Consider the following 19,261-nt stretch of genomic DNA (forward strand, 5'->3'; position numbering starts at 1 on the left):
TGTCTGCTTGCATAACAAACGGGCAAATGGGGCACGGACTAAATATATGACGACTGAACAACTACTAATACTGGCAATTTTGATTATTACGATGGCAATGTTTTTGTGGGGTCGTTGGCGCCACGACATGGTAGGTGCAGCTGCGCTGTTGGCATGCGTTCTGGCTGGACTAGTGCCGCCGCTCGAAGCATTTGCAGGATTTGGTCATCCGGCTGTTATAACTGTTGCTTGTGTACTGGTGCTCAGCCGTGGTTTGCAGACTTCAGGTGTGGTGGATGCACTGACTCGCACCGTGTTGCCCTCGCAAGCGGGAGTAACACTGAGCATGACCGCACTAATCGGACTTGGAGCGGTACTCTCAGGCTTTATGAACAACATTGGCGCGATGGCATTGTTAATGCCAGTAGCTCTACAGATGGCGAAACGCCTGAACTTGACTCCCGGCCAGATACTGATGCCGCTGGCTTTTGGTACCATCCTTGGCGGTATGACAACGATGATCGGCACACCGCCAAATATGATTGTCGCCGGTTTTCGCGCCGAGACCGGCTCCGAGAGCTTCTCTATGTTCGACTTCACACATGTTGGACTGGTCGTTGCCTTTGCCGGATTAGCCTTCATACTCTTGCTGGGTCAACGCCTGATTCCGATACGCAAGCAAATCGGAGTCGAAGGATTCGAATCAGGAGCATATATCACCGAAGCAAGGGTACCCAAAGAGAGTAAAGCAGTAGGTATGACCCTGCGTGAAATTGAGACGGCTCTTGATGATAACGACACACAAGTCATCGGCATGGTTCGTAACGATGTCCGCCTTAGTGTACCAAACCAGTGGCGCAAAATACTTGCCGAAGATATCCTCATACTAGAGGCAGAGGCTGAAACCCTTGCCGATGCGCTCTCTACATTGGGACTTAAGCTCGAAGAAGCAGTGCAGTCCATTGAAAAAGACGAAACAGAAAAAAACGAAACAAAAAACAGTAACAAAGATAAGGACAAGGAAGAGACTAAAGAGGAAAAAGAAGATGTTACGACCTCTGACGAAATCGTCTTGAGAGAACTTGCCGTTCTACCTGATTCCCACCTTACAGGACGCTCAGCTAGCAACATCCAGTTACGAACACGCTACAATCTTAACCTACTGGCCCTCTCGCGTCGTGGTCAGCTCTCCATCAAACGCCTGCGCACTGCCCGCCTCGAAGCCGGCGATCTGCTGCTAATGCAGGGCTCGCCTGAATCGATCTCGGAATTTGCCGCCGACTACAGCTGTGTACCGCTGGCACAACGCGATTTACGCATTCCAGACAAGAGCAAAATATGGAAAGCCGGAATTATCATGGCGCTGGCTGTTGGTGTCGCTGCTCTGGGTCTGTTACCGGCGTCAATATCGTTTGCCATGGGCGTACTGGTATCTATGGCGCTTCGGACAGTACCGCTGCGCGATGTGTACGAGTCTATAGACTGGCCTGTAATTATGTTGCTCTCAACACTTATTCCAGTGGCTGGAGCAATGGAGTCTACTGGTACCGCTGATTTGATCGCACGCTTAATCATCGAAAAAGTCGCCTACGGCAACGCCGTGATCGGTCTGACACTAATTCTTGTTATCACTATGTTCCTCTCCGATATGATGAACAACGCCGCCACCGCAGCGGTAATGTGCCCGATCTCCATCGGTACTGCGAGCGCGCTAGGTGTCAATGCCGACTCTTTTTTAATGGCAGTGGCGATTGGCGCCTCATGTGCATTTCTCACCCCTGTCGGCCACCAGAACAATACGCTGATACTCGGACCTGGCGGCTTTCGGTTTGGTGACTACTGGAGGCTTGGACTGCCGCTGGAGATTCTCATTGTTGTTATAAGTATTCCAATGCTGCTTGTTGTGTGGCCGTTGTGATTTAGCGCCGAATGAAGGAAAAGTCTAGAAATCCAAAGGACTTATAACTTTACTCTTGTTCATCTCTGAAACAACATGCGTGTATATCATTGTAGTTTCAACACTTTTATGTCCTAAGAGTTCTTGAATTGAACGCAAGTCTATCCCAGCTTGTAGTAGATGTGTAGCATACGAATGTCTAAAAATATGGGAAGTAACGCGCTTATTTAAATTTGCTTTTTGGGATGCTACTTTGATATTTCTTCCAAGTGTCTGTGGGTGAATGTGATGTCGTCTCTTTTCTTTACTTCTAGGATCAACTGAAATATTTTTCATTGGAAATAAAAACTGCCATTTTGTTTCATACTTTGATTTTGGATACTTTTTTTCTAGTGCATATGGTATAAACACACTTCCATATCCATTATCTAAGTCTTGCTTATGAAGGTTTGTAACCAACTCAACTTGACTAATCAATTGCTGCTTTAGTTTTAAGGGCAATGGAACAGTTCTATCTTTTAATGACTTAGAATCCCAAATATATACCTTATCAAAACCAAAGTCTATATCTTTGATTCTCAAGCTTAAAGCCTCGTTCATTCTTAGTCCACAGCCGTACATCAAGTGTACCAGCAAACTGTACTCCATAGGTATATTTTGCAAAATACTCGCAACTTCATCTTTTGTTAAAACAGCAGGTATATGCTTTCTCTCTTGAGCACGAAGAGCTTGAATATTCCAATCACTTATATCTACACCTAAAACTTCTTTATATAAAAATAACAAAGCACTAAAAGCTTGATTTTGCGTAGTTGGTGAGACATTATCTTTTGTGGCTAGTTTTGTTAGATAAGTCTCTATTTCAACTTTACCCATTTCAACTGGATGCTTCTTGTTGTGGAAAAATATATAGTGCTTTATCCAATGTACATAAGTTCTTTCAGTTGAATAGCTATAGTGTTTAAACCTAATTTTATCACGAACTAAATCTAAGAGTTTCTTTTTCACTTGCATATTATCTTCCTTACTTAAGCTACATCATGTGTGTTATGTAATTTTTTCAACTATTAACAAACATTTTGTGTGTTATTTCTCTCTATGACACTTAACACTCACTAAATATTTAAGAATAATATGCATTTTTTCTCTAAAAAGTAAAAAAATATTGCAATTTGTCATATTTTGTGTTAATTTTTAATAATTATCACACATTTGACATGTTAGTTATTTTTATTTTTTTAAGTTAATATCTATATAATGTGTTTGAATAAATAGTTATAAACACAAGGAGACAAAACTATGGCAAATTTTTTTGCATTTATATTTTTCGGTTCAATTATTGGACTTATAGTTGGTATGTTCAAACCAAAGGCAGTTGTTAGGTGGAAAGAGGAAGCTTCACGAAAAGATGTTTTTAAAATATATCTTTCCTCAGTATTGGTAAGTTTAGTTGCAATAGGTATTTTTGCCCCAAAAGTTGAAAATAATAATAATGGTACAAAAGAAGAAGTGTCAATGACAGCCAAAGAAAAGCAACCTACAGTAGATGAAGATTACGAAAAAGACAAACAGGAAGTTTTAAAATTACTAAATATGTCTTATCATGATCTATTTCAAGTTGAAAAAGATTTTTCGTATTTTCAAAAAAATATAGATAGTGATATCTATACAGCTATTTCAAGTGCAAAAAGAAATGAACCAAAGATAATGAAGCTAACATACAAATCCTATCCAGATAACTTTGAAGATAGCAAAACAGAGGATATTGTAGAAAAATATATAGAGACACTACATAATTCAAATTTATTTTTACAAATGGCATACAATAACTTTCTTGATTATGTAGATAACAAGAAGCCTACATTAGTTGTAAAGTTTAAAGAAAATATACAATATTATCAAGCTTCAAAAATGCAAACTATCACACAAGCATTTTCTATCGGAGAAAAATACAAGTTAGCTTATGATGAGATGACAGAGACTTGGAGAGAGAAAAAATTTATTGAAGAAGATAAAAAGGAACTTCAAACAAAACAAGATAATCTTAAACAGACAAAACCATTTATAAATATGAAAGATTTCGATCCAAACACGCCTAAATATATCATTGCTGGTTTTATTACTACTTGGCAATACAAAGACTTTAAAGAAATGGTTCAATATACGCAGAAAAGTTGGAGAGACAGAGAAAATTCACCTGCTGGATATCTACTTAATAGTTTTGAATATAAAACATTAACAGATGCAAAGATTGAGAACATAAAAAAAAGAACAGATGATTTTTATGTTGCAATAATATCAATAAAATATAAAAATAGTTTTAACAATAAAGAAACTGTGGTCAAAATAACACCGACCATCATTAAAGAAGATGGAAAGTTTGGATTTAATCCAATTTCAGCGATAAGAGAACAGTAAGGTTTATAACAAAACTTTGGAGAGAAATATTTGACCCTAGCGGCTCAAATATTTCTCAACTCAACCGTTAGACTACAATATAAATTTTTACCAAGGAACGAATTTAATGCACAAGCTAGTAAAAGATTTTTTTGATAAAAGAGTGATTTCAACAGACATAGATATGAATAAGCCTTTACATAATGCAATTTTATATCTAGAAGAATCAAATAATGTACTAAATAAATTGGTTGATATAAATATCAAAAAACTTGAAAAAAATGTACCTTGGTCATCAATGCATGACATGTACAAAAGAAGTTATGATCATGTATGCGGAGTATTAACTTTATTTATTGTTGCTCAACTTCAATCCAGTGAAGCGTTATGCAGAACGGCTATCGAAAGTTCTGTAAACTTACATTATATTAGTTTAGACAATTCAATGGATAAATTAATAGCTTATTTTAAAGATTATATTGAGACAGAACGAAAACAAAATATTAATTGGGAAAAGAGTATAAATAGTTCTAATTACCCTAGTAAATCTAAAGAATTTCATAGAAAAAAAATTGCTGATAAAAATGAAGCATTAGATAAATATGAAGAAATGCTTAGAGAATCACTATCTCTAGCTAATGTAAATTATGATTCTAATAATACTAGATGGCCAAATATATTTGAAAGATTTCGTGATATAGATCATGAAGTTAGCTATAGAACGATTTATATGGCTTTATGCTCTCAAGCTCACAATGATTCAGAAGATATATTAAATAGTTTAATGACTAGAGTAATAGCTAATGTTGATGGATTAGAAAAAGCAAACTTTATACAGCAATACCATTTTTCACTATATATGGTTCTAACCTGTGTACAATTTCATATTTTTGCATCGGCTATGTATATTGCGAAATTTGAGATAAGTGCAAAGAAACTTATAGACATATACAAAAAATCAACTAATATTCTAATCGAATTTACAGATAGTATGGAAGAAACAATTTCTCAGCATATAACTGTTAACGAAGAAGTCTAACAAAGCCTTGGAGAGAAATAGTTTACCCTAGCGGGCAAAACTATTTCTCAACTCAAACGTTATAAAAAGGTTACAATAGATGAATCAAGATATTAGAGAACATCAAAATAATCAAAGATTAAATGAAAGCCTAGCGTTTAATTTAGAATTATTATCATATAGGTTAGAAAAACTTAAAACAATAAATACAATGAAGAAAATAAATCAGTTTGAATTTTTAACTTATTTCGACTCAGCATTAGTTCAAGTTAGGTCAATGCTTCTTGAAAATGGAAATAAAAATTTTACACTTCAAAATTATTATAAAAAAAATAATTCCGAAAGTATTAGTATGGCAATTGATGAGTATTTAAATCAGCCATTTGATTGTCAAGACGAAGAAATCAAGCAATCAAATTTGAAGCAACAATTTGATTCTCAAAATAATGAGGAAAATATAAAGTTTAAATCTCTTAGAGATAATTTAAAATTTGTAGTTGATAAATTTATTTGTCATCATGATAAGACAAGTATCTTAGAAATTGGATCAGCAAATTATATGATGGCAACTTTTGCAAATAAACATCATAAGCGATATTTGGTAAATATCATTGAGGATATAATAAACATTACTAAAAAATAATTTATAACAAAACCTTGGATACAAATATTTGACCCTGCGGCTCAAATATTTCTCAATTTAAACGTTAGATGACAAGGGAACAAATGCACAATATCGAAAATAATATAATGAATTTTTTTCAACAATTAATCAGTGATAAAAATCATAGATACAAATCATGGGAACATTGTTTTTTATATTTTTCCCAAGATATTGATAAAATTGATAAAGAGATAGCTTGTTTACATTTATCATTTTATCTTGCAAGTTGGGGTATGTATAGAGGCTCAAGTTTTCTTTTATGGCAAGATTACCTGATTCATCATAAAGTTGTAGAGGAGATATTAAAGTATAAACATCTGCAAAATATTGATTTTAATTATTTTAATGCAGAAGATAAGAATTTTGAAGATATTTTTAAATTATCAGAATTTATAGAAAATTGGTATCCAGACAATATTAAAGATATTCCAGAAAAACCTAAAAAGGGTATTAATGTTACAGACACTTTATTAACTAAAATTTTACTTGGAACACTTGGTTGTATTCCTGCATATGATAGATTTTTTAAAGATGGATTAAAAACAAAAAATATACAACCATATACAAAACTATCAGGAAAAAGCTTTTTAGAAGTAGTTAAATTTTATCAAGAAAATAAAAATGACTTTTTAAAAGTTCAAAAAAGTATTGAAGAAAAAGTTGGAGTAAAATATCCTATAATGAAATTGGTTGATATGTATTTCTTTACTCTAAGTTTTACATCATCTAACAAATCATTGGAGAGAAATATTTGACCCTGCGGCTCAAATATTTCTCAACTCAACCGTTATACAAAGGAGCAACATTGAGATTACACTTTTTAAATGTAAAAAATGGTGATTGTTCAATAATAGAACATTCAACAGGCAATACAACAGTTATAGATATATCAAATGGTAAAGAAGATGATTCCCGTTTGTTACTAGAAGCACTTGGATTAGAATCAGCTTCACAAGGAAATTATCATCAAAAGAATAATCCAGAAAACCCTATTTCTTATTTGAAAAATTTAAACAAAAAATCCATTATGAGATTCATATTAACTCATCCAGATATGGATCATATGGATGGACTAAAAGCATTATTTAAAAATTTTAGTGTTGCTAATTTTTGGAATACTAAAAATAATAAAACGATTCCAACATTTGAATATTTTGGTTTCAATAAAGAAGATTGGCAGTTTTATCAGACATTGAAAAAATCAACTGAAAATCCAAAAACATTGCATTTAACAGATGAAAATAATCACGGAGAAGATGATGGACTTTATATTTTAGCACCAACAAAAAATATTATAGAACAAGCTAATAGAACTGGTAATTATAATGAATTGTCTTATGTGATTTTATGGATAACAAATGGTTTTAAAATAATGATTAGTGGTGATTCAGAAAATTTAGCATGGCAATATATTATAGAAAACTATTCAGGATTTGTTTCTGATATTGATGTATTACTGGCTCCACATCATGGTAGAAATAGTAATAGAGATTTCAGTTTTTTAGATATATTAAAACCAAAATATACATTGCTCGGAAATGCAAAAAGTGAACATTTAGAATATAGTAAATATAAAAAATATGGGAAAACTATAACGAATAATCAAGGTGGAAATATTATTTTAGAAGTTGATAAAGATGGATTAAATATTTTAATAGAGAACTATAATTTTGCCAAGGATAATCATAATATGAACGGATTACATGAGAAAAAAATTGCAAATAAGACATATTATTATATGGATATAATAAGTGGGTAAAATTTATATAAAAATCATTAACCTAGTTAAATATAACTATGAATTTACTGCAAGGTATTTACCTGCATTAATATTTACGATTATTTTAGAAACTTCAATATTGTATTTTAATAAAATAAATTTTGATTTAGGCATATTTGATTTAGCAAAAATTCCATTGTTTATTATGTTTTCTCTTATTATTTCGGTTATACCTAAAATAATTGCAACAAATATATCAGGATTTGTGCAAACATTATACTGGGATAAATTTGGAAATTCAATCATCACTTTTTTACAAAAAACAAATAATATAAGCTATAAAGAACTATTGAATAAATTTCAAACAACTGATGAGCTGATTGCAAATTTATTAAAAGAAACTAGAAATGATAAAAAGTTATTATCTAAAAATATTTTTTATGGCTTTTTTAGAAATTTTACTTTTTTAGTTCTAATATTTTCAATTATCAATGTAATATATTTTCAATATTTTACTATTGAAAATATGATTTTAATGATTTTTTGTATTTTTATGCTCTATATATCAAGCCAAAGATATATAGAGCAAATTTGTAAAAGTTATATAGAAAAAATTGTATAACAAATCAGAGGAGCCAATTAATTACCCTGCGGGCAATTCATCGGCTCATTTTAAACGTTATGTGAAGGACAGACAATGAGATTATTATTAGCATATCCAACGAAAGTTGGTATATTTTATATAGGACAGTCTACAGATGGAAGATTTCATCCAATATTTGATAATGAAAGTTTAGGCAGTTATGCTGAAGCTTGGCTAGCATCTGAAGATTTAGCAAATGATGTTACTTTTTCAGTGCTTCATCCAGAGACAGGAGAGCTGCTGGATACATCAACTTTTGGAATTCCAGAAGATCCAACAGAATGGGAAAGAGTTTAATTAACTATGAAACAAAAATTATTTGAAACTTGGTTAATTGACAACAACAGACCAGAAAGATATGCTAAAACAATAATAACTATTTCAAAAGATTTAGAAAAAATAAAATATACAAATCATGATTTATTCTCAATAAATAATGCACAGACTATTCAAAAAATTAAAACCGACTACTTTAAGATCGATGAATATTATAAAAAAAATCGTCGCGGTCAAAATATGTACAATAGTGCATTAAATAGATATATCGAATTTTTAAAAGAACATAATGAAAATATTTTGATTGAAACATCTAAACAAAAAAATAACATGCTAACAATCAAAGATAAAGCATATCTCGCATTACAACAATTAGGTGGAAGAGCAACAGAAGCACAGTTGGTAGAAAAATATATCAAAATGTACCCAGATTATGACAAAAACTATACTAAAACTGAAAAAACCTCAAAAGAAAAGATTAGAGGTACACTTAGTGCTGTCTTAATTTCAAATACACAACATGAAAAAATAAAAGTTGACAAGACAAAAAAACCATATGAGTATTACACAACTGATTCAAAAGAACAGTTAATTGTTATACAACCTATTGGAACACACAATTCTATTGATGATTTTTTAGAATATAACAATAGTAGATGGGCAGAAAAAGAAAGATATAAACAACAATGGCTGCAGTCAAATGGTGCTATTGTTCTTTTTGTAAAAAATGCTAATGTATTTGCGATGGGAAATATTACAAACATTGAAGAAACAGATGACAAAGAATATCCCTTGGATTATTCATATAATCTAGAATTGGTTGATTATATTGATTATCAAACAATTCTAGAAATAGTAAAGCCCCAGTTAGGAAATTTTAGAACTTATCAGTTATTAGACAATATAACGAGTAAACAAGTTATAGATCACATAAATTCTCAAAAAATTTACTATCTTGATGATAATTCAGCAGATGCAGAACTACAAGAAAATATAACAAATATAACTTCCAATGAACCCGAACATAAACCACAGCCTATAAAATCATCAAAAGAAAAAAATGGTGGAAAAATATATCCTAGAAATTTAGCATATGCAAAAAAAGCTTTGGAAGAAGCAAGTTTTTCATGTGAAGTGGATAATATACATAAGACTTTTTTCTCAAGAGCAACAAATGAACAATATATGGAAGCTCATCACTTAATACCTTTACAATTTCAAGAAGAATTTTTGTATAGTTTAGATATCCCAGTAAATATTGTTTCTGTATGCCCTACTTGTCATAGAAAATTACATTTTGGTTTTATAGAAGATAAAAAAGAAATATTAAAAAAATTATTAGAAAGAAAAAATGCCAGATTAAAAGAGTTTGGCATAGAAATTACTGAGGATGAGTTATTTGAAATCTACACATAACAAATCAGTGGAGTCAATAAATTACCCTGTGGGCAATTTATTGACTCATTTCAACCGTTGTACACTAAGGAAACATTGTTGCCAAAAGATATAAATGATTACTTCAACAAAAAAGTAAAGAAGGAGAAAAAGCCAATAGAAAATTTAAATATAAATTGCCCAAATTGCGATGAAGAAAATATCGTTAAGTTATCTTCTGAAATCAAATGTAAAAATTGTGAAGAATCTTTAACTGGAACAAAATACGCAAAACTAAAAAAACCGTTAATCGGAACATTTGCAGCTTTGATGATAGGTGGTTTTGGTGGACATAAAGCAATTGAGTATTTTGATACAGATAGATACCCGATGAGTGTTGAACATTCAATTCTTGAAAATTGTATTTCGTCTTATGATGAGCCGTTAAGAAGTTCATATATTAGAAATAAAAAGGAAGTTTGCGTTTGTTCATTTCAAAAGACACTTAAAGAATACAATTATAAGGAATATAAAAAAGATCAATATGGTTTTTTAAATACATTTGAAACAAAATCAAGAGAATGTAGGTAATCCAAGCAAAAGCTTGGATTACTGTTTGAGTAGCTATTTACTCGGGCAATTACCTCTGCCACCACCTGATGGATTTCCTGTTGTACTTGGTCCATTTGGAGGAGTACATCCGCCTGATTTTGCCATTTTATTTACCTCCTTTTGAAGAATTTTTTGTAGCAGCAGCTTGCGCTCTACCTGCGAAGTGACCTTTGGGTGCACCGCCTCCGTTTGATTTAGCTGCGCCAGATTGAATTCTTGCAGCTGCCGATGTAGTCATTGAATTTGACTTTGCCATATAGGCTCCTTGTAATTTATTCCTAAACAAATGTTTAGGTTGACAGAAGTATAAAATAAGCAAAAGGGACATTTAGGGACAAAATGAATACTGATTTAAAAGAAAAACAGCAAGTTTTAAAAGATTGGCTAAAAAAACTTGGGCTTTCACAAAATATATTTGCTGAAAGAGTTTTTTACTATATGAATGATTCTGATAATGAAGAAGAGATGAAACAATTTATTGAGAGATTTAAAAAAGCCATCAATAGAGATTCAACTGATATAAAACTCATTGAAAGTTATCTTGATATACTTTTTGAACAAAATGAATTTTTAAAACTTGGGTTTGTTAAACCAGTATTTCATTATAAAAATGACTTTGATGATAGTTTTAATAAGAAAATGAGAGAAATTTCAAAAAACATTTCGGAACAGTTGGAAAAAGATGATTAGTATACAACAAATCAGTGGAGCCAATAAATTATCCTGCGGGCAATTTATTGGCTCATTTCAACCGTTATATGAAAATTCATATTCTAATAAAACATAACAAGGATTTAAAATGGCAAAAATGGTTAAATGTAAAGGATGCGGTGAAGATATTAGTAAAAATGCTAAAGTTTGTCCAAAATGTGGCGAACCTGCCCCAAAAAAAACTTCTTTACTAACTTGGTTAGTTTTAATATTATTTATTGTGTTTGCAGCAAACTATAATAATGACTCAACTTATTCCAGTAGTGAGCCTAAAACTCTTACACCAAAAGAACAAGCAGAAAAACTTGTTTCAATTGAAAAATATAATTGGACAACAGGAGGATTTGGAAATGTTTTAGAAGCTGATTTAACAATCAAAAATGATAGTAAATATACTATAAAAGACATCGAAATAACTTGCAAACACTATGCTAAAAGTGGAACAGAAATTGATAGTAATACAAGAACTATTTACGATACAGTAAAATTTAAAAGTAAAAAAACATTTAATAAATTCAATATGGGTTTTATTCATAGTCAAGCTGAAAAATCAGGTTGTATAGTTTCAGATTTTGAAATAAACTAAATAGAAAAACAACTTTAACAAACATATAACAAGTACTTAGAAAGAAATAAGTAGCCTAGCGGCGACTTATTTCTCAAGACAACCGTTAAGTACAAAAGGAGAATAAGTGGGTTACGTTGAAAAAAACTTGATGTCAGGTGAAGAAGTTGTGTATCGTGCAAAGGTACATTGGATGATATATCTTATGGGTTTATTTTTTATTGTGTTAGGCATTACAATAATTACATCTGCAAAAGAAATTGCTTTGCTTGGAGTTCTATTGGTAATTGGTGGATTGATTGATTTATTCAAAGCTTTCATTTTTAAAATGTCCACCGAATTAGTTGTCACAACTAAAAGAGTAATCGCAAAGTTTGGTTTTATCAAAAGAACAACAATGGAACTTAACCATAGTAAAGTTGAAAGTCTTTCAGTCGATCAAGGTATAATCCAAAGAATTTTAAATGCAGGTACAATTACAGTACATGGTACAGGTGGAGGTAAAACACCAATTCCAAATATTGATGAACCACTGATTTTTAGAACAAATGCGATGGAAACTATAGATAAAAACTAGTACTTAACAAGTCAGAGGAGCCAATAAATTACCCTGCGGGAAATTTATTGGCTCATTTTAAACGTTGTACACATAAAGGAGTTTTACATGATATATGTAAGTTGGTTAATTTTAGCTATTTTAGTAGGAGTTTATGCAAAGGGAAAAGGTAAATCTGGTTTTTTATATTTTATTCTATCAGTAATACTAAGTCCATTAGTTGGATTTCTAATTGCAATAATATCTGGAGACAATGAAGAAGAGCTAGTTGAGCAAGGTAAAAAAAGAAAATGTTCAAATTGTGGAGAATTAATTCGTCCCGAAGCTAAAGTTTGTAAATTCTGTAACTCAGAAATAATAGATGGAATTATTAAAACAACAACTCAAGAAGATAATGATAAATTTAAAATTTCATTTCAAATTAAAAATGAAAACTCTTGGAATAATATAAAAACAAAGCTTTTTGCATATTACAAGAAACAAAACATTGAGAATATAATTAGTGAGAAAGAAATGTCTTGGATGCTTGGGGGAAATGAAGGAGTTAAAGGTTACATTCAAGCAACATTAAATGAGGATATCATCATTATTGAAAGCTTTAAACTGCCAAAACCTGATATTGAAATAATCAATAGTGAAACAAAACAAAAAGAAGAAGAGAAAACAGTTCAAAAGAACAACTCAACGGATAAACTAATAGAACTAGGAAAATTGCTTGAAAAAGAGTTAATTACAAAAGAAGAATTTGAGGAAGAAAAGAAAAAAATATTAGCAAGTTGAAAGCGTACAACAAGTACGAGGAGCGCAATATGAACCCTCAGACGGCTTCATATTGCTCACGACAACCGTTAGATGACAAGGGAACAAATGCACAATATCGAAAATAATATAATGAATTTTTTTCAACAATTAATCAGTGATAAAAATCATAGATACAAATCATGGGAACATTGTTTTTTATATTTTTCCCAAGATATTGATAAAATTGATAAAGAGATAGCTTGTTTACATTTATCATTTTATCTTGCAAGTTGGGGTATGTATAGAGGCTCAAGTTTTCTTTTATGGCAAGATTACCTGATTCATCATAAAGTTGTAGAGGAGATATTAAAGTATAAACATCTGCAAAATATTGATTTTAATTATTTTAATGCAGAAGATAAGAATTTTGAAGATATTTTTAAATTATCAGAATTTATAGAAAATTGGTATCCAGACAATATTAAAGATATTCCAGAAAAACCTAAAAAGGGTATTAATGTTACAGACACTTTATTAACTAAAATTTTACTTGGAACACTTGGTTGTATTCCTGCATATGATAGATTTTTTAAAGATGGATTAAAAACAAAAAATATACAACCATATACAAAACTATCAGGAAAAAGCTTTTTAGAAGTAGTTAAATTTTATCAAGAAAATAAAAATGACTTTTTAAAAGTTCAAAAAAGTATTGAAGAAAAAGTTGGAGTAAAATATCCTATAATGAAATTGGTTGATATGTATTTCTTTACTCTAAGTTTTACATCATCTAACAAATCATTGGAGAGAAATATTTGACCCTGCGGCTCAAATATTTCTCAACTCAACCGTTATATCTAAAAGAAGGTTTATATGTATCAAAAAATTAATTCAGAAACAATCGAACGAGCTAAAAGAGTAAATGAATTAGGTATTTGTGTAGTTCCACCATTAAACTTATTTTACTATTATTCAATATTATATTCTGCTGAGTGTTCATTTAAAGCTTTTGAATTTTATGAATCTCTGCTAACACATAAAGATGTAGATCCAATTCAATTGGTAGGTGCTGTGCAAGAGGCTATTAGTCACGCAGGTAACTTATCCTTTTACTTTTGGAACAATGGCAATTCAAAAATGAAAAAAGAAATTAAAGAGTATATACAAAATAGAAGTTCTAGTTTAAGAAAAGATTTTAATTTAAAGGATGACTCTCCTTTGAAAAATAGAAATTTACGTAATACTTTTGAACATTTTGATGAAAAAGTTGATATTTTTCTTATTAACAATATTGCAGGAACTTTTATCCCCATGCCTATAATTGGAAAACATACTGATTTGGAAGAACAACAATTGAATAAAAATTTCAAACTATTAGATATACAAGATAAGTGTTTAGTTCTTTTAAATAATAAATTCTTTTTTGAAGATATTCAAAATGAAGTTATAAAAATATATGACTCAGCACAAAAAATGGTTAAAAAACATGGATGATATAACAATACTTTGGAGATAAATAAATGGCAGAAAAAATTCAACAAAAATTAATGTATTGTAAAACATGCGGACGAAAAACAATACATATAAGAAATACAAAAGAAATGAGTTGGTTGATGCACTTGGTGTTAACTATTTTTACAGCTGGACTTTGGCTTATTGTTTGGTTCTTTTTATTAATTTGGCATGGTTTTACAAAACCAATTGATGGGACATGGACTTGTAGTGAAGACCATTCAAAAAGTAAAAAAACCTTTAATAAACAATTTGTTTCTGAAAATACTACATACGATTTTATAAAAGCAACTGGTAGGTTTTTAACCTATAATCCAACAACAGGGACAGGTGTTATAATGGCAAGTACTGGAAAACAGCTTGATTTCAGTATAGACATGTGGGAAGATCCAGAAGCACTTCCAGAAGTTGGATTAGACAATCTTAATATCTACAATAAAGAGGGTAAGTTTGCTGTAATGACAAAAAGTCATGAACTTGAAAAATATGAAAAACTTGCTTCCTTGAATCAAAACAGTCAAAAAGAACTTAAGAAAAATATAAATAATAAAAAATTCAACCCTATGATTATGTTTATACTGTTTAGTATAATTGTAATCATTTTGTTTAAGTTGATGAGTGTAATTACATAATATAACAAAACCTTGGAGAGAAATAAGTGACCCTAGCGGGAAATTTATTGGCTCATTTTAAACATTATATAATTTAAACAAAGGATGTTAGCATGAGTAAATATTTTGTCAGGACTATAGAGATAGAGCCAACAGTATCATCAATAATAGAAAAAGAGTTAATTGATAATTTGCCAATAGATGAAACGATTGAGAATCGATTCCCATTTGATGATATTGAACGAAATAAAATGGAAATATACAAACAAGGTACGGCAATAGAATGTCAGGATTATATTAATAACATGGATGAAAGAATAAGACATTTATTTAAAGTTGACTGTTGTGTTGAATAGTCTTTCAGTCTCTCTGGTATAACAAATCAGTGAAGCCAATAAGGATATCACATGGACTTTGTTTATATTGTAGTTGTACTTTTCATCATCGTTGTAATTGCACTATTCCTGAAAGACAAAGAACATGCAGGAAAAGGCAAACTTCCATACGAAAAAATTGATGCACTATTTACGCCCGCAGAACGATCATTCTATGGGGTTTTGAAACAAGCGGTGGGCGGAGAATGGGAAATATTCGGGAAGGTTCGGTTAGCGGATGTCATTGCCCCAAGAAAAGGCATGTCTCGTAGTAACTGGCAAAAGGCATTTAATCGAATATCCGCCAAGCACATTGATTTTGTTGTATGTAATAAAGAAGATTTATCCATTTTATGTGCAATTGAACTAGATGATAAATCGCACGGAAACAAGTCTCGTCGGGAACGAGATGAATTTATTGAATCCGCGTGCGATGCTGCTGGTCTGCGTCTTGTTAGGTTTCCCGCAAGAAAAGCGTATGTTATTGAAGAAGTGAGAACTACGGTCCTGGGGACTTTTCTATCGCTAGAGTCAGTAAATAACGATGCCGAGGCGGTAACGGCTAAGATCGATGAAACGGAAGATGTGCCAGATGTGAGTGTGGAGCCTCCGAAAGCGGAGGAAGCTTGCCCAAAATGTCGGCATATTCAGAAATGAAATACACCCCAGTGAATGAATCTCTGTACAAAAGTAGACAGAAACTTAGCAATACTGAATGCATACCAAGACGGTTACTCTCAAGCAAGCATAGCAACTTATTTGAATGTATCAAAATCATTGATAAGCAAAGTTGTAAAAAGTGGAGATTCATTCACAGGGGTGTAATTTGTAATTTGCTTTTACTTTTTACTTGTAAATAGCGTACCTTTTTCATGAACATCATCGAGCAGGTAACTTCTCACTGAAGTTAGATCAAAGCCGTTACATAAAAACATTTCTAAATCGTTTTCTATTATATATTGGGCTGCTTTTAACTTTGTTACTATACCGCCTGATGCAAATTTAGAATTTGGTGTGAACTCTTGGTCTAACTCCTCTTCGGTCAACTCGTTTACTTGCTTTCGTAATTTCGCTTTTGGATTATCTTTTGGATTTGAATCATAATAACCATCGATGTCACTTAATATCACAAGTAAATCTGCTCCTGCAAAGTAAGTTACATGAGCTGAAAGTTGGTCATTATCCCCAAAAAGCTGCTCTGGCGTCGTCGAGATGTCATTTTCGTTGATAATTGCTAATATGTCATTTTTAAATGTTCTGTCTATGATATCTTGAAAAATTTTTGTATGGGGTCTTGAGTTGAAATCATCTTCTGTCATAAGGATCTGAGAGATTGTAATGTCAAAAATATCAAAGAGATTCTTATATGAACTCATAAGAATAGGTTGCCCCAATGAAGCCAAAACTTTTTTACTTGTCGGAACAAGTTTATTAAGCTGCACTGCAGTGTATCCGGCTGCAACAGCTCCAGATGTGACTAAAATAACTTCATGCTTTTTTCGCAAGTCTACAATAAGAGAGACAAGATTTAACATTCTCTCATTTGCAATATGACCATTATCAATTAAAACACTACTACCAACTTTAATAACAATACGCTTCATATAAAATTCCTTTAATCGGATATACTTTTTTTATTTATAATATCTACAATGACCATTATAACATGTGTAATACCTCCTATTCTTAATAAAGTTTAAGAAACAAGGAGCAAGATTAGTTTTTCTGAGGTTTTAAACCAAGATACTATTAAAAAGAGAAACTTAATATGCTTACGAATGCAGCAGGGCTTCAGATGCTCAAAGATGCAAACAAACGCATATATCCAGTTAGGTCTCTCTAATAAAACCTCGCTAAAGAAAAAACAGACACATTTTGCTATAATACATTCAATAATTTATAAATATAGGAAAAGTAGTGATTACATTAAAAGAAGCACTGAAACTAAACAAAGATGAACTAACAAAATTTAAAGAAGAGCTTAAAACAAATATAGAAGCAAATGCGGATATTAATGCATACATAGATGTAAACAATGTCGGCGAAGGGGTGCCGATAGCTATAAAGGACAACATTCAGGTAAAAGATTGGTCTGTGACATCAGGCTCAAACATACTTCAAGGATATATCGCTCCATACAATGCAACGGTAATTGAGAAGATGCTTAGTGCTGGACTTAGTCCGTTTGGGCGAACAAATATGGATGAGTTTGCTATGGGAAGTACGACAGAGTCAAGCTTTTACGGCAAAACACTCAATCCACACAACAAAGATTGCGTCCCCGGCGGAAGCTCAGGCGGAAGTGCGGCAGCTGTTGCAGCAGGCCTTGCTATTGCGGCTCTTGGAAGTGATACGGGCGGAAGTATCCGTCAGCCTGCTTCATTTTGCGGAATTGTCGGCATGAAACCTACTTACGGGCGTGTGAGCCGTTACGGTTTGGGGGCTTATGCTTCATCGCTAGACCAAATTGGGCCGATGACTCAAAATGTTGAAGATGCTGCAATACTCTATGACATCATAAGCGGACACGACGAAAAAGACTCTACAAGTGCGAACAAAAACGACAAAGTAAGTGATAAACTCAACGCATCAAGAAAACTCAAAATTGCAGTTCTGCCAAAACATATAGAAAATGCAAGCGAAGATGTGAAAAAAGCTTATGAGCTGGCAATTGACGCACTTAAAAATACGGGGCATGAGATAGTTGAGCGCGAACTTATGGATGCAAAATTTGACATCTCTGCTTACTATATTACGGCAACTGCGGAAGCTACAACAAACCTCGCAAGATATGACGGTATCCGCTACGGAAACAGAGTAACTGGCAAAAATCTTGAAGATACTTTTATTCAGACTAGAAGCCAAGGTTTCGGCGATGAAGTTAAACGCCGTATATTGCTTGGAAACTTTGTACTTTCAAGCGGTTACTATGAAGCGTACTATGTAAAAGCGCAAAAAACAAGACACCTTATAAAAGATCAATACTCTAAAATATTTGAAGATGTGGACCTTATTTTATCGCCCGTTGCACCTACAACGGCAAACAAATTTGGAGAGTTATCAACTCCGATGGAGATGTACTTAAGCGACCTCTACACTATAAGCGTAAACCTTGCGGGGCTTCCTGCCATCTCAGTTCCCGTTGCAAAAAGCAGCGATGGAATGCCTATAGGTCTTCAGCTGATTGCAAACGCTTATGAGGAGCAGACACTATTTGACGGCGCACTTAGTTTAGAAAAAGAGATAGGGTATAATAGTTTATAGTATAAAACAATATAATAATATTATCTCTTACATTAAAAATGCTAAAGTGAGGGGAGCAGTTGTGAAAAAAAATTTTAAAGCGCTAAATATTAAATGCAGCGGATGTGCAAACACGATAAAAGAATCATTAAAAGATGAGTTTGGGGAAGTGAAAGTAGATTTGACACAAGAGCCCAGAGTCGTTACGCTAGAGATAAAAGATGAAGAAGCAGAACTCAGTTTTCGCAAAAAAATGAGATCTCTCGGTTATCCTCTAGAAGATGAGGATTTAGGAACTCTTAGAAAAAGCGGACTTAAAGCTAAAAGTTTTATATCATGCGCAATTGGAAAAATAAATAAAGGTTAAA

25 protein-coding genes are annotated in these 19,261 nt (G+C 32.2%); 22 read left to right on the forward strand and 3 right to left on the reverse strand.

The genetic code is table 11. From position 1 onward, the window contains the following. Window positions 1–46 precede the first annotated feature (46 nt). Window positions 47–1,897 carry an SLC13 family permease gene (locus tag CVO_RS05995; protein ID WP_159570828.1) on the forward strand — a complete coding sequence of 617 codons (1,851 nt, stop codon included), beginning with the start codon at window positions 47–49 and terminating at the stop codon, window positions 1,895–1,897. 24 nt (window positions 1,898–1,921) lie between these two features. On the opposite strand, the gene CVO_RS06000 is transcribed toward CVO_RS05995, so the two are convergent. Beyond that, the gene (locus tag CVO_RS06000) at window positions 1,922–2,890 is read right to left on the reverse strand and encodes an integron integrase (protein ID WP_159570831.1); all 969 of its coding nucleotides are present in this window, start codon (window positions 2,888–2,890) and stop codon (window positions 1,922–1,924) included. A gap of 285 nt (window positions 2,891–3,175) precedes the next feature. On the opposite strand from CVO_RS06000, the gene CVO_RS06005 reads away from it, so the two are divergent. The 9 genes from CVO_RS06005 to CVO_RS06045 all read left to right on the forward strand — a co-directional run bounded on the left by CVO_RS06005 (window position 3,176) and on the right by CVO_RS06045 (window position 10,559). Next, window positions 3,176–4,294, forward strand: coding sequence for a hypothetical protein (locus tag CVO_RS06005; protein WP_021287287.1), 1,119 nt, complete (start codon window positions 3,176–3,178; stop codon window positions 4,292–4,294). A 106-nt stretch (window positions 4,295–4,400) separates the two neighbouring features. Continuing rightward, window positions 4,401–5,312, forward strand: coding sequence for a DUF5677 domain-containing protein (locus CVO_RS06010; RefSeq protein ID WP_159570834.1), 912 nt, complete (start codon window positions 4,401–4,403; stop codon window positions 5,310–5,312). A 79-nt stretch (window positions 5,313–5,391) separates the two neighbouring features. Then, on the forward strand, window positions 5,392–5,934 hold the full coding sequence (locus CVO_RS06015) for a hypothetical protein (RefSeq protein ID WP_159570837.1): 543 nt from the start codon (window positions 5,392–5,394) through the stop codon (window positions 5,932–5,934). 107 nt (window positions 5,935–6,041) lie between these two features. After that, window positions 6,042–6,710, forward strand: coding sequence for a hypothetical protein (locus tag CVO_RS06020; RefSeq protein WP_159570840.1), 669 nt, complete (start codon window positions 6,042–6,044; stop codon window positions 6,708–6,710). Between the two features lie 50 nt (window positions 6,711–6,760). After that, window positions 6,761–7,714: a ComEC/Rec2 family competence protein gene (locus CVO_RS06025; protein WP_159570843.1), complete on the forward strand. Its 954-nt coding sequence runs from the start codon at window positions 6,761–6,763 to the stop codon at window positions 7,712–7,714. Then, window positions 7,707–8,297: a hypothetical protein gene (locus CVO_RS06030; protein WP_159570846.1), complete on the forward strand. Its 591-nt coding sequence runs from the start codon at window positions 7,707–7,709 to the stop codon at window positions 8,295–8,297. Before CVO_RS06025 ends, CVO_RS06030 begins: the two co-directional genes overlap by 8 nt. Before the next feature lie 75 nt (window positions 8,298–8,372). Further along, a complete protein-coding gene (locus CVO_RS06035; RefSeq protein WP_159570849.1) occupies window positions 8,373–8,615 on the forward strand; it encodes a hypothetical protein in 243 nt (80 codons plus the stop codon). A 6-nt stretch (window positions 8,616–8,621) separates the two neighbouring features. Then, window positions 8,622–10,010: an HNH endonuclease gene (locus CVO_RS06040; protein ID WP_159570852.1), complete on the forward strand. Its 1,389-nt coding sequence runs from the start codon at window positions 8,622–8,624 to the stop codon at window positions 10,008–10,010. Window positions 10,011–10,088: 78 nt separating this feature from the next. Further along, window positions 10,089–10,559, forward strand: a complete 471-nt coding sequence (locus tag CVO_RS06045; RefSeq protein ID WP_159570855.1) for a hypothetical protein — start codon at window positions 10,089–10,091, stop codon at window positions 10,557–10,559. Window positions 10,560–10,686: 127 nt separating this feature from the next. Here the strand turns inward: CVO_RS06045 and CVO_RS09815 are convergent, their stop codons facing one another. Beyond that, window positions 10,687–10,836 (reverse strand): hypothetical protein, encoded by a 150-nt coding sequence (locus CVO_RS09815; RefSeq protein WP_188093929.1) that lies wholly within the window; start codon window positions 10,834–10,836, stop codon window positions 10,687–10,689. 83 nt (window positions 10,837–10,919) lie between these two features. Between CVO_RS09815 and CVO_RS06050 the strand changes: the two genes are divergently transcribed. From CVO_RS06050 to CVO_RS06095, 10 genes are all read left to right on the forward strand, one after another. Beyond that, on the forward strand, window positions 10,920–11,270 hold the full coding sequence (locus CVO_RS06050) for a hypothetical protein (RefSeq protein WP_159570858.1): 351 nt from the start codon (window positions 10,920–10,922) through the stop codon (window positions 11,268–11,270). Between the two features lie 109 nt (window positions 11,271–11,379). Continuing rightward, window positions 11,380–11,877, forward strand: coding sequence for a zinc ribbon domain-containing protein (locus CVO_RS06055; protein WP_206672413.1), 498 nt, complete (start codon window positions 11,380–11,382; stop codon window positions 11,875–11,877). 106 nt (window positions 11,878–11,983) lie between these two features. After that, the gene (locus CVO_RS06060) at window positions 11,984–12,433 is read left to right on the forward strand and encodes a PH domain-containing protein (RefSeq protein ID WP_159570861.1); all 450 of its coding nucleotides are present in this window, start codon (window positions 11,984–11,986) and stop codon (window positions 12,431–12,433) included. A gap of 87 nt (window positions 12,434–12,520) precedes the next feature. Continuing rightward, window positions 12,521–13,192: a zinc ribbon domain-containing protein gene (locus CVO_RS06065; protein WP_159570864.1), complete on the forward strand. Its 672-nt coding sequence runs from the start codon at window positions 12,521–12,523 to the stop codon at window positions 13,190–13,192. Between the two features lie 111 nt (window positions 13,193–13,303). After that, a complete protein-coding gene (locus CVO_RS06070; protein ID WP_159570840.1) occupies window positions 13,304–13,972 on the forward strand; it encodes a hypothetical protein in 669 nt (222 codons plus the stop codon). A gap of 54 nt (window positions 13,973–14,026) precedes the next feature. Then, window positions 14,027–14,647 carry a hypothetical protein gene (locus CVO_RS06075; protein ID WP_159570867.1) on the forward strand — a complete coding sequence of 207 codons (621 nt, stop codon included), beginning with the start codon at window positions 14,027–14,029 and terminating at the stop codon, window positions 14,645–14,647. 26 nt (window positions 14,648–14,673) lie between these two features. After that, complete coding sequence (locus CVO_RS09820; protein WP_188093930.1) at window positions 14,674–15,297, forward strand: hypothetical protein; 624 nt, start codon at window positions 14,674–14,676, stop codon at window positions 15,295–15,297. A 92-nt stretch (window positions 15,298–15,389) separates the two neighbouring features. Next, a complete protein-coding gene (locus CVO_RS06085) occupies window positions 15,390–15,632 on the forward strand; it encodes a hypothetical protein (RefSeq protein WP_159570870.1) in 243 nt (80 codons plus the stop codon). Between the two features lie 51 nt (window positions 15,633–15,683). Then, complete coding sequence (locus CVO_RS06090; protein ID WP_159570873.1) at window positions 15,684–16,307, forward strand: DUF2726 domain-containing protein; 624 nt, start codon at window positions 15,684–15,686, stop codon at window positions 16,305–16,307. 15 nt (window positions 16,308–16,322) lie between these two features. Further along, window positions 16,323–16,475 (forward strand): helix-turn-helix domain-containing protein, encoded by a 153-nt coding sequence (locus CVO_RS06095; protein ID WP_159570876.1) that lies wholly within the window; start codon window positions 16,323–16,325, stop codon window positions 16,473–16,475. A 14-nt stretch (window positions 16,476–16,489) separates the two neighbouring features. Here CVO_RS06095 and proB read toward each other — a convergent pair whose 3' ends face one another. Further along, window positions 16,490–17,254, reverse strand: a complete 765-nt coding sequence (proB, locus tag CVO_RS06100) for a glutamate 5-kinase (protein ID WP_159570879.1) — start codon at window positions 17,252–17,254, stop codon at window positions 16,490–16,492. Between the two features lie 313 nt (window positions 17,255–17,567). On the opposite strand from proB, the gene gatA reads away from it, so the two are divergent. Beyond that, window positions 17,568–18,914, forward strand: a complete 1,347-nt coding sequence (gene gatA / locus CVO_RS06105; RefSeq protein ID WP_159570882.1) for an Asp-tRNA(Asn)/Glu-tRNA(Gln) amidotransferase subunit GatA — start codon at window positions 17,568–17,570, stop codon at window positions 18,912–18,914. A 61-nt stretch (window positions 18,915–18,975) separates the two neighbouring features. Beyond that, on the forward strand, window positions 18,976–19,260 hold the full coding sequence (locus CVO_RS06110) for a heavy-metal-associated domain-containing protein (RefSeq protein WP_152299091.1): 285 nt from the start codon (window positions 18,976–18,978) through the stop codon (window positions 19,258–19,260). Window position 19,261 lies beyond the last annotated feature (1 nt).

It is taken from the genome of Sulfurimonas sp. CVO, from assembly GCF_009883775.1.
GTDB classification, from domain to species: domain Bacteria; phylum Campylobacterota; class Campylobacteria; order Campylobacterales; family Sulfurimonadaceae; genus Sulfurimonas; species Sulfurimonas xiamenensis.

Coding starts and splice junctions, on each gene's coding strand:
- CVO_RS06090 (WP_159570873.1), top strand. CDS start 15,684: ATGGACTTTGTTTATATTGTAGTTGTACTTTTCATCATCGTTGTAATT.
- CVO_RS06055 (WP_206672413.1), top strand. CDS start 11,380: ATGGCAAAAATGGTTAAATGTAAAGGATGCGGTGAAGATATTAGTAAA.
- CVO_RS06085 (WP_159570870.1), top strand. CDS start 15,390: ATGAGTAAATATTTTGTCAGGACTATAGAGATAGAGCCAACAGTATCA.
- CVO_RS06050 (WP_159570858.1), top strand. CDS start 10,920: ATGAATACTGATTTAAAAGAAAAACAGCAAGTTTTAAAAGATTGGCTA.
- CVO_RS06010 (WP_159570834.1), top strand. CDS start 4,401: ATGCACAAGCTAGTAAAAGATTTTTTTGATAAAAGAGTGATTTCAACA.
- CVO_RS09815 (WP_188093929.1), bottom strand. CDS start 10,836: ATGGCAAAGTCAAATTCAATGACTACATCGGCAGCTGCAAGAATTCAA.
- CVO_RS06070 (WP_159570840.1), top strand. CDS start 13,304: ATGAATTTTTTTCAACAATTAATCAGTGATAAAAATCATAGATACAAA.
- proB (WP_159570879.1), bottom strand. CDS start 17,254: ATGAAGCGTATTGTTATTAAAGTTGGTAGTAGTGTTTTAATTGATAAT.
- CVO_RS06000 (WP_159570831.1), bottom strand. CDS start 2,890: ATGCAAGTGAAAAAGAAACTCTTAGATTTAGTTCGTGATAAAATTAGG.
- CVO_RS06015 (WP_159570837.1), top strand. CDS start 5,392: ATGAATCAAGATATTAGAGAACATCAAAATAATCAAAGATTAAATGAA.
- CVO_RS06065 (WP_159570864.1), top strand. CDS start 12,521: ATGATATATGTAAGTTGGTTAATTTTAGCTATTTTAGTAGGAGTTTAT.
- CVO_RS09820 (WP_188093930.1), top strand. CDS start 14,674: ATGGCAGAAAAAATTCAACAAAAATTAATGTATTGTAAAACATGCGGA.
- CVO_RS06040 (WP_159570852.1), top strand. CDS start 8,622: ATGAAACAAAAATTATTTGAAACTTGGTTAATTGACAACAACAGACCA.
- CVO_RS05995 (WP_159570828.1), top strand. CDS start 47: ATGACGACTGAACAACTACTAATACTGGCAATTTTGATTATTACGATG.
- CVO_RS06020 (WP_159570840.1), top strand. CDS start 6,042: ATGAATTTTTTTCAACAATTAATCAGTGATAAAAATCATAGATACAAA.
- CVO_RS06095 (WP_159570876.1), top strand. CDS start 16,323: ATGAATCTCTGTACAAAAGTAGACAGAAACTTAGCAATACTGAATGCA.
- CVO_RS06075 (WP_159570867.1), top strand. CDS start 14,027: ATGTATCAAAAAATTAATTCAGAAACAATCGAACGAGCTAAAAGAGTA.
- CVO_RS06035 (WP_159570849.1), top strand. CDS start 8,373: ATGAGATTATTATTAGCATATCCAACGAAAGTTGGTATATTTTATATA.
- CVO_RS06005 (WP_021287287.1), top strand. CDS start 3,176: ATGGCAAATTTTTTTGCATTTATATTTTTCGGTTCAATTATTGGACTT.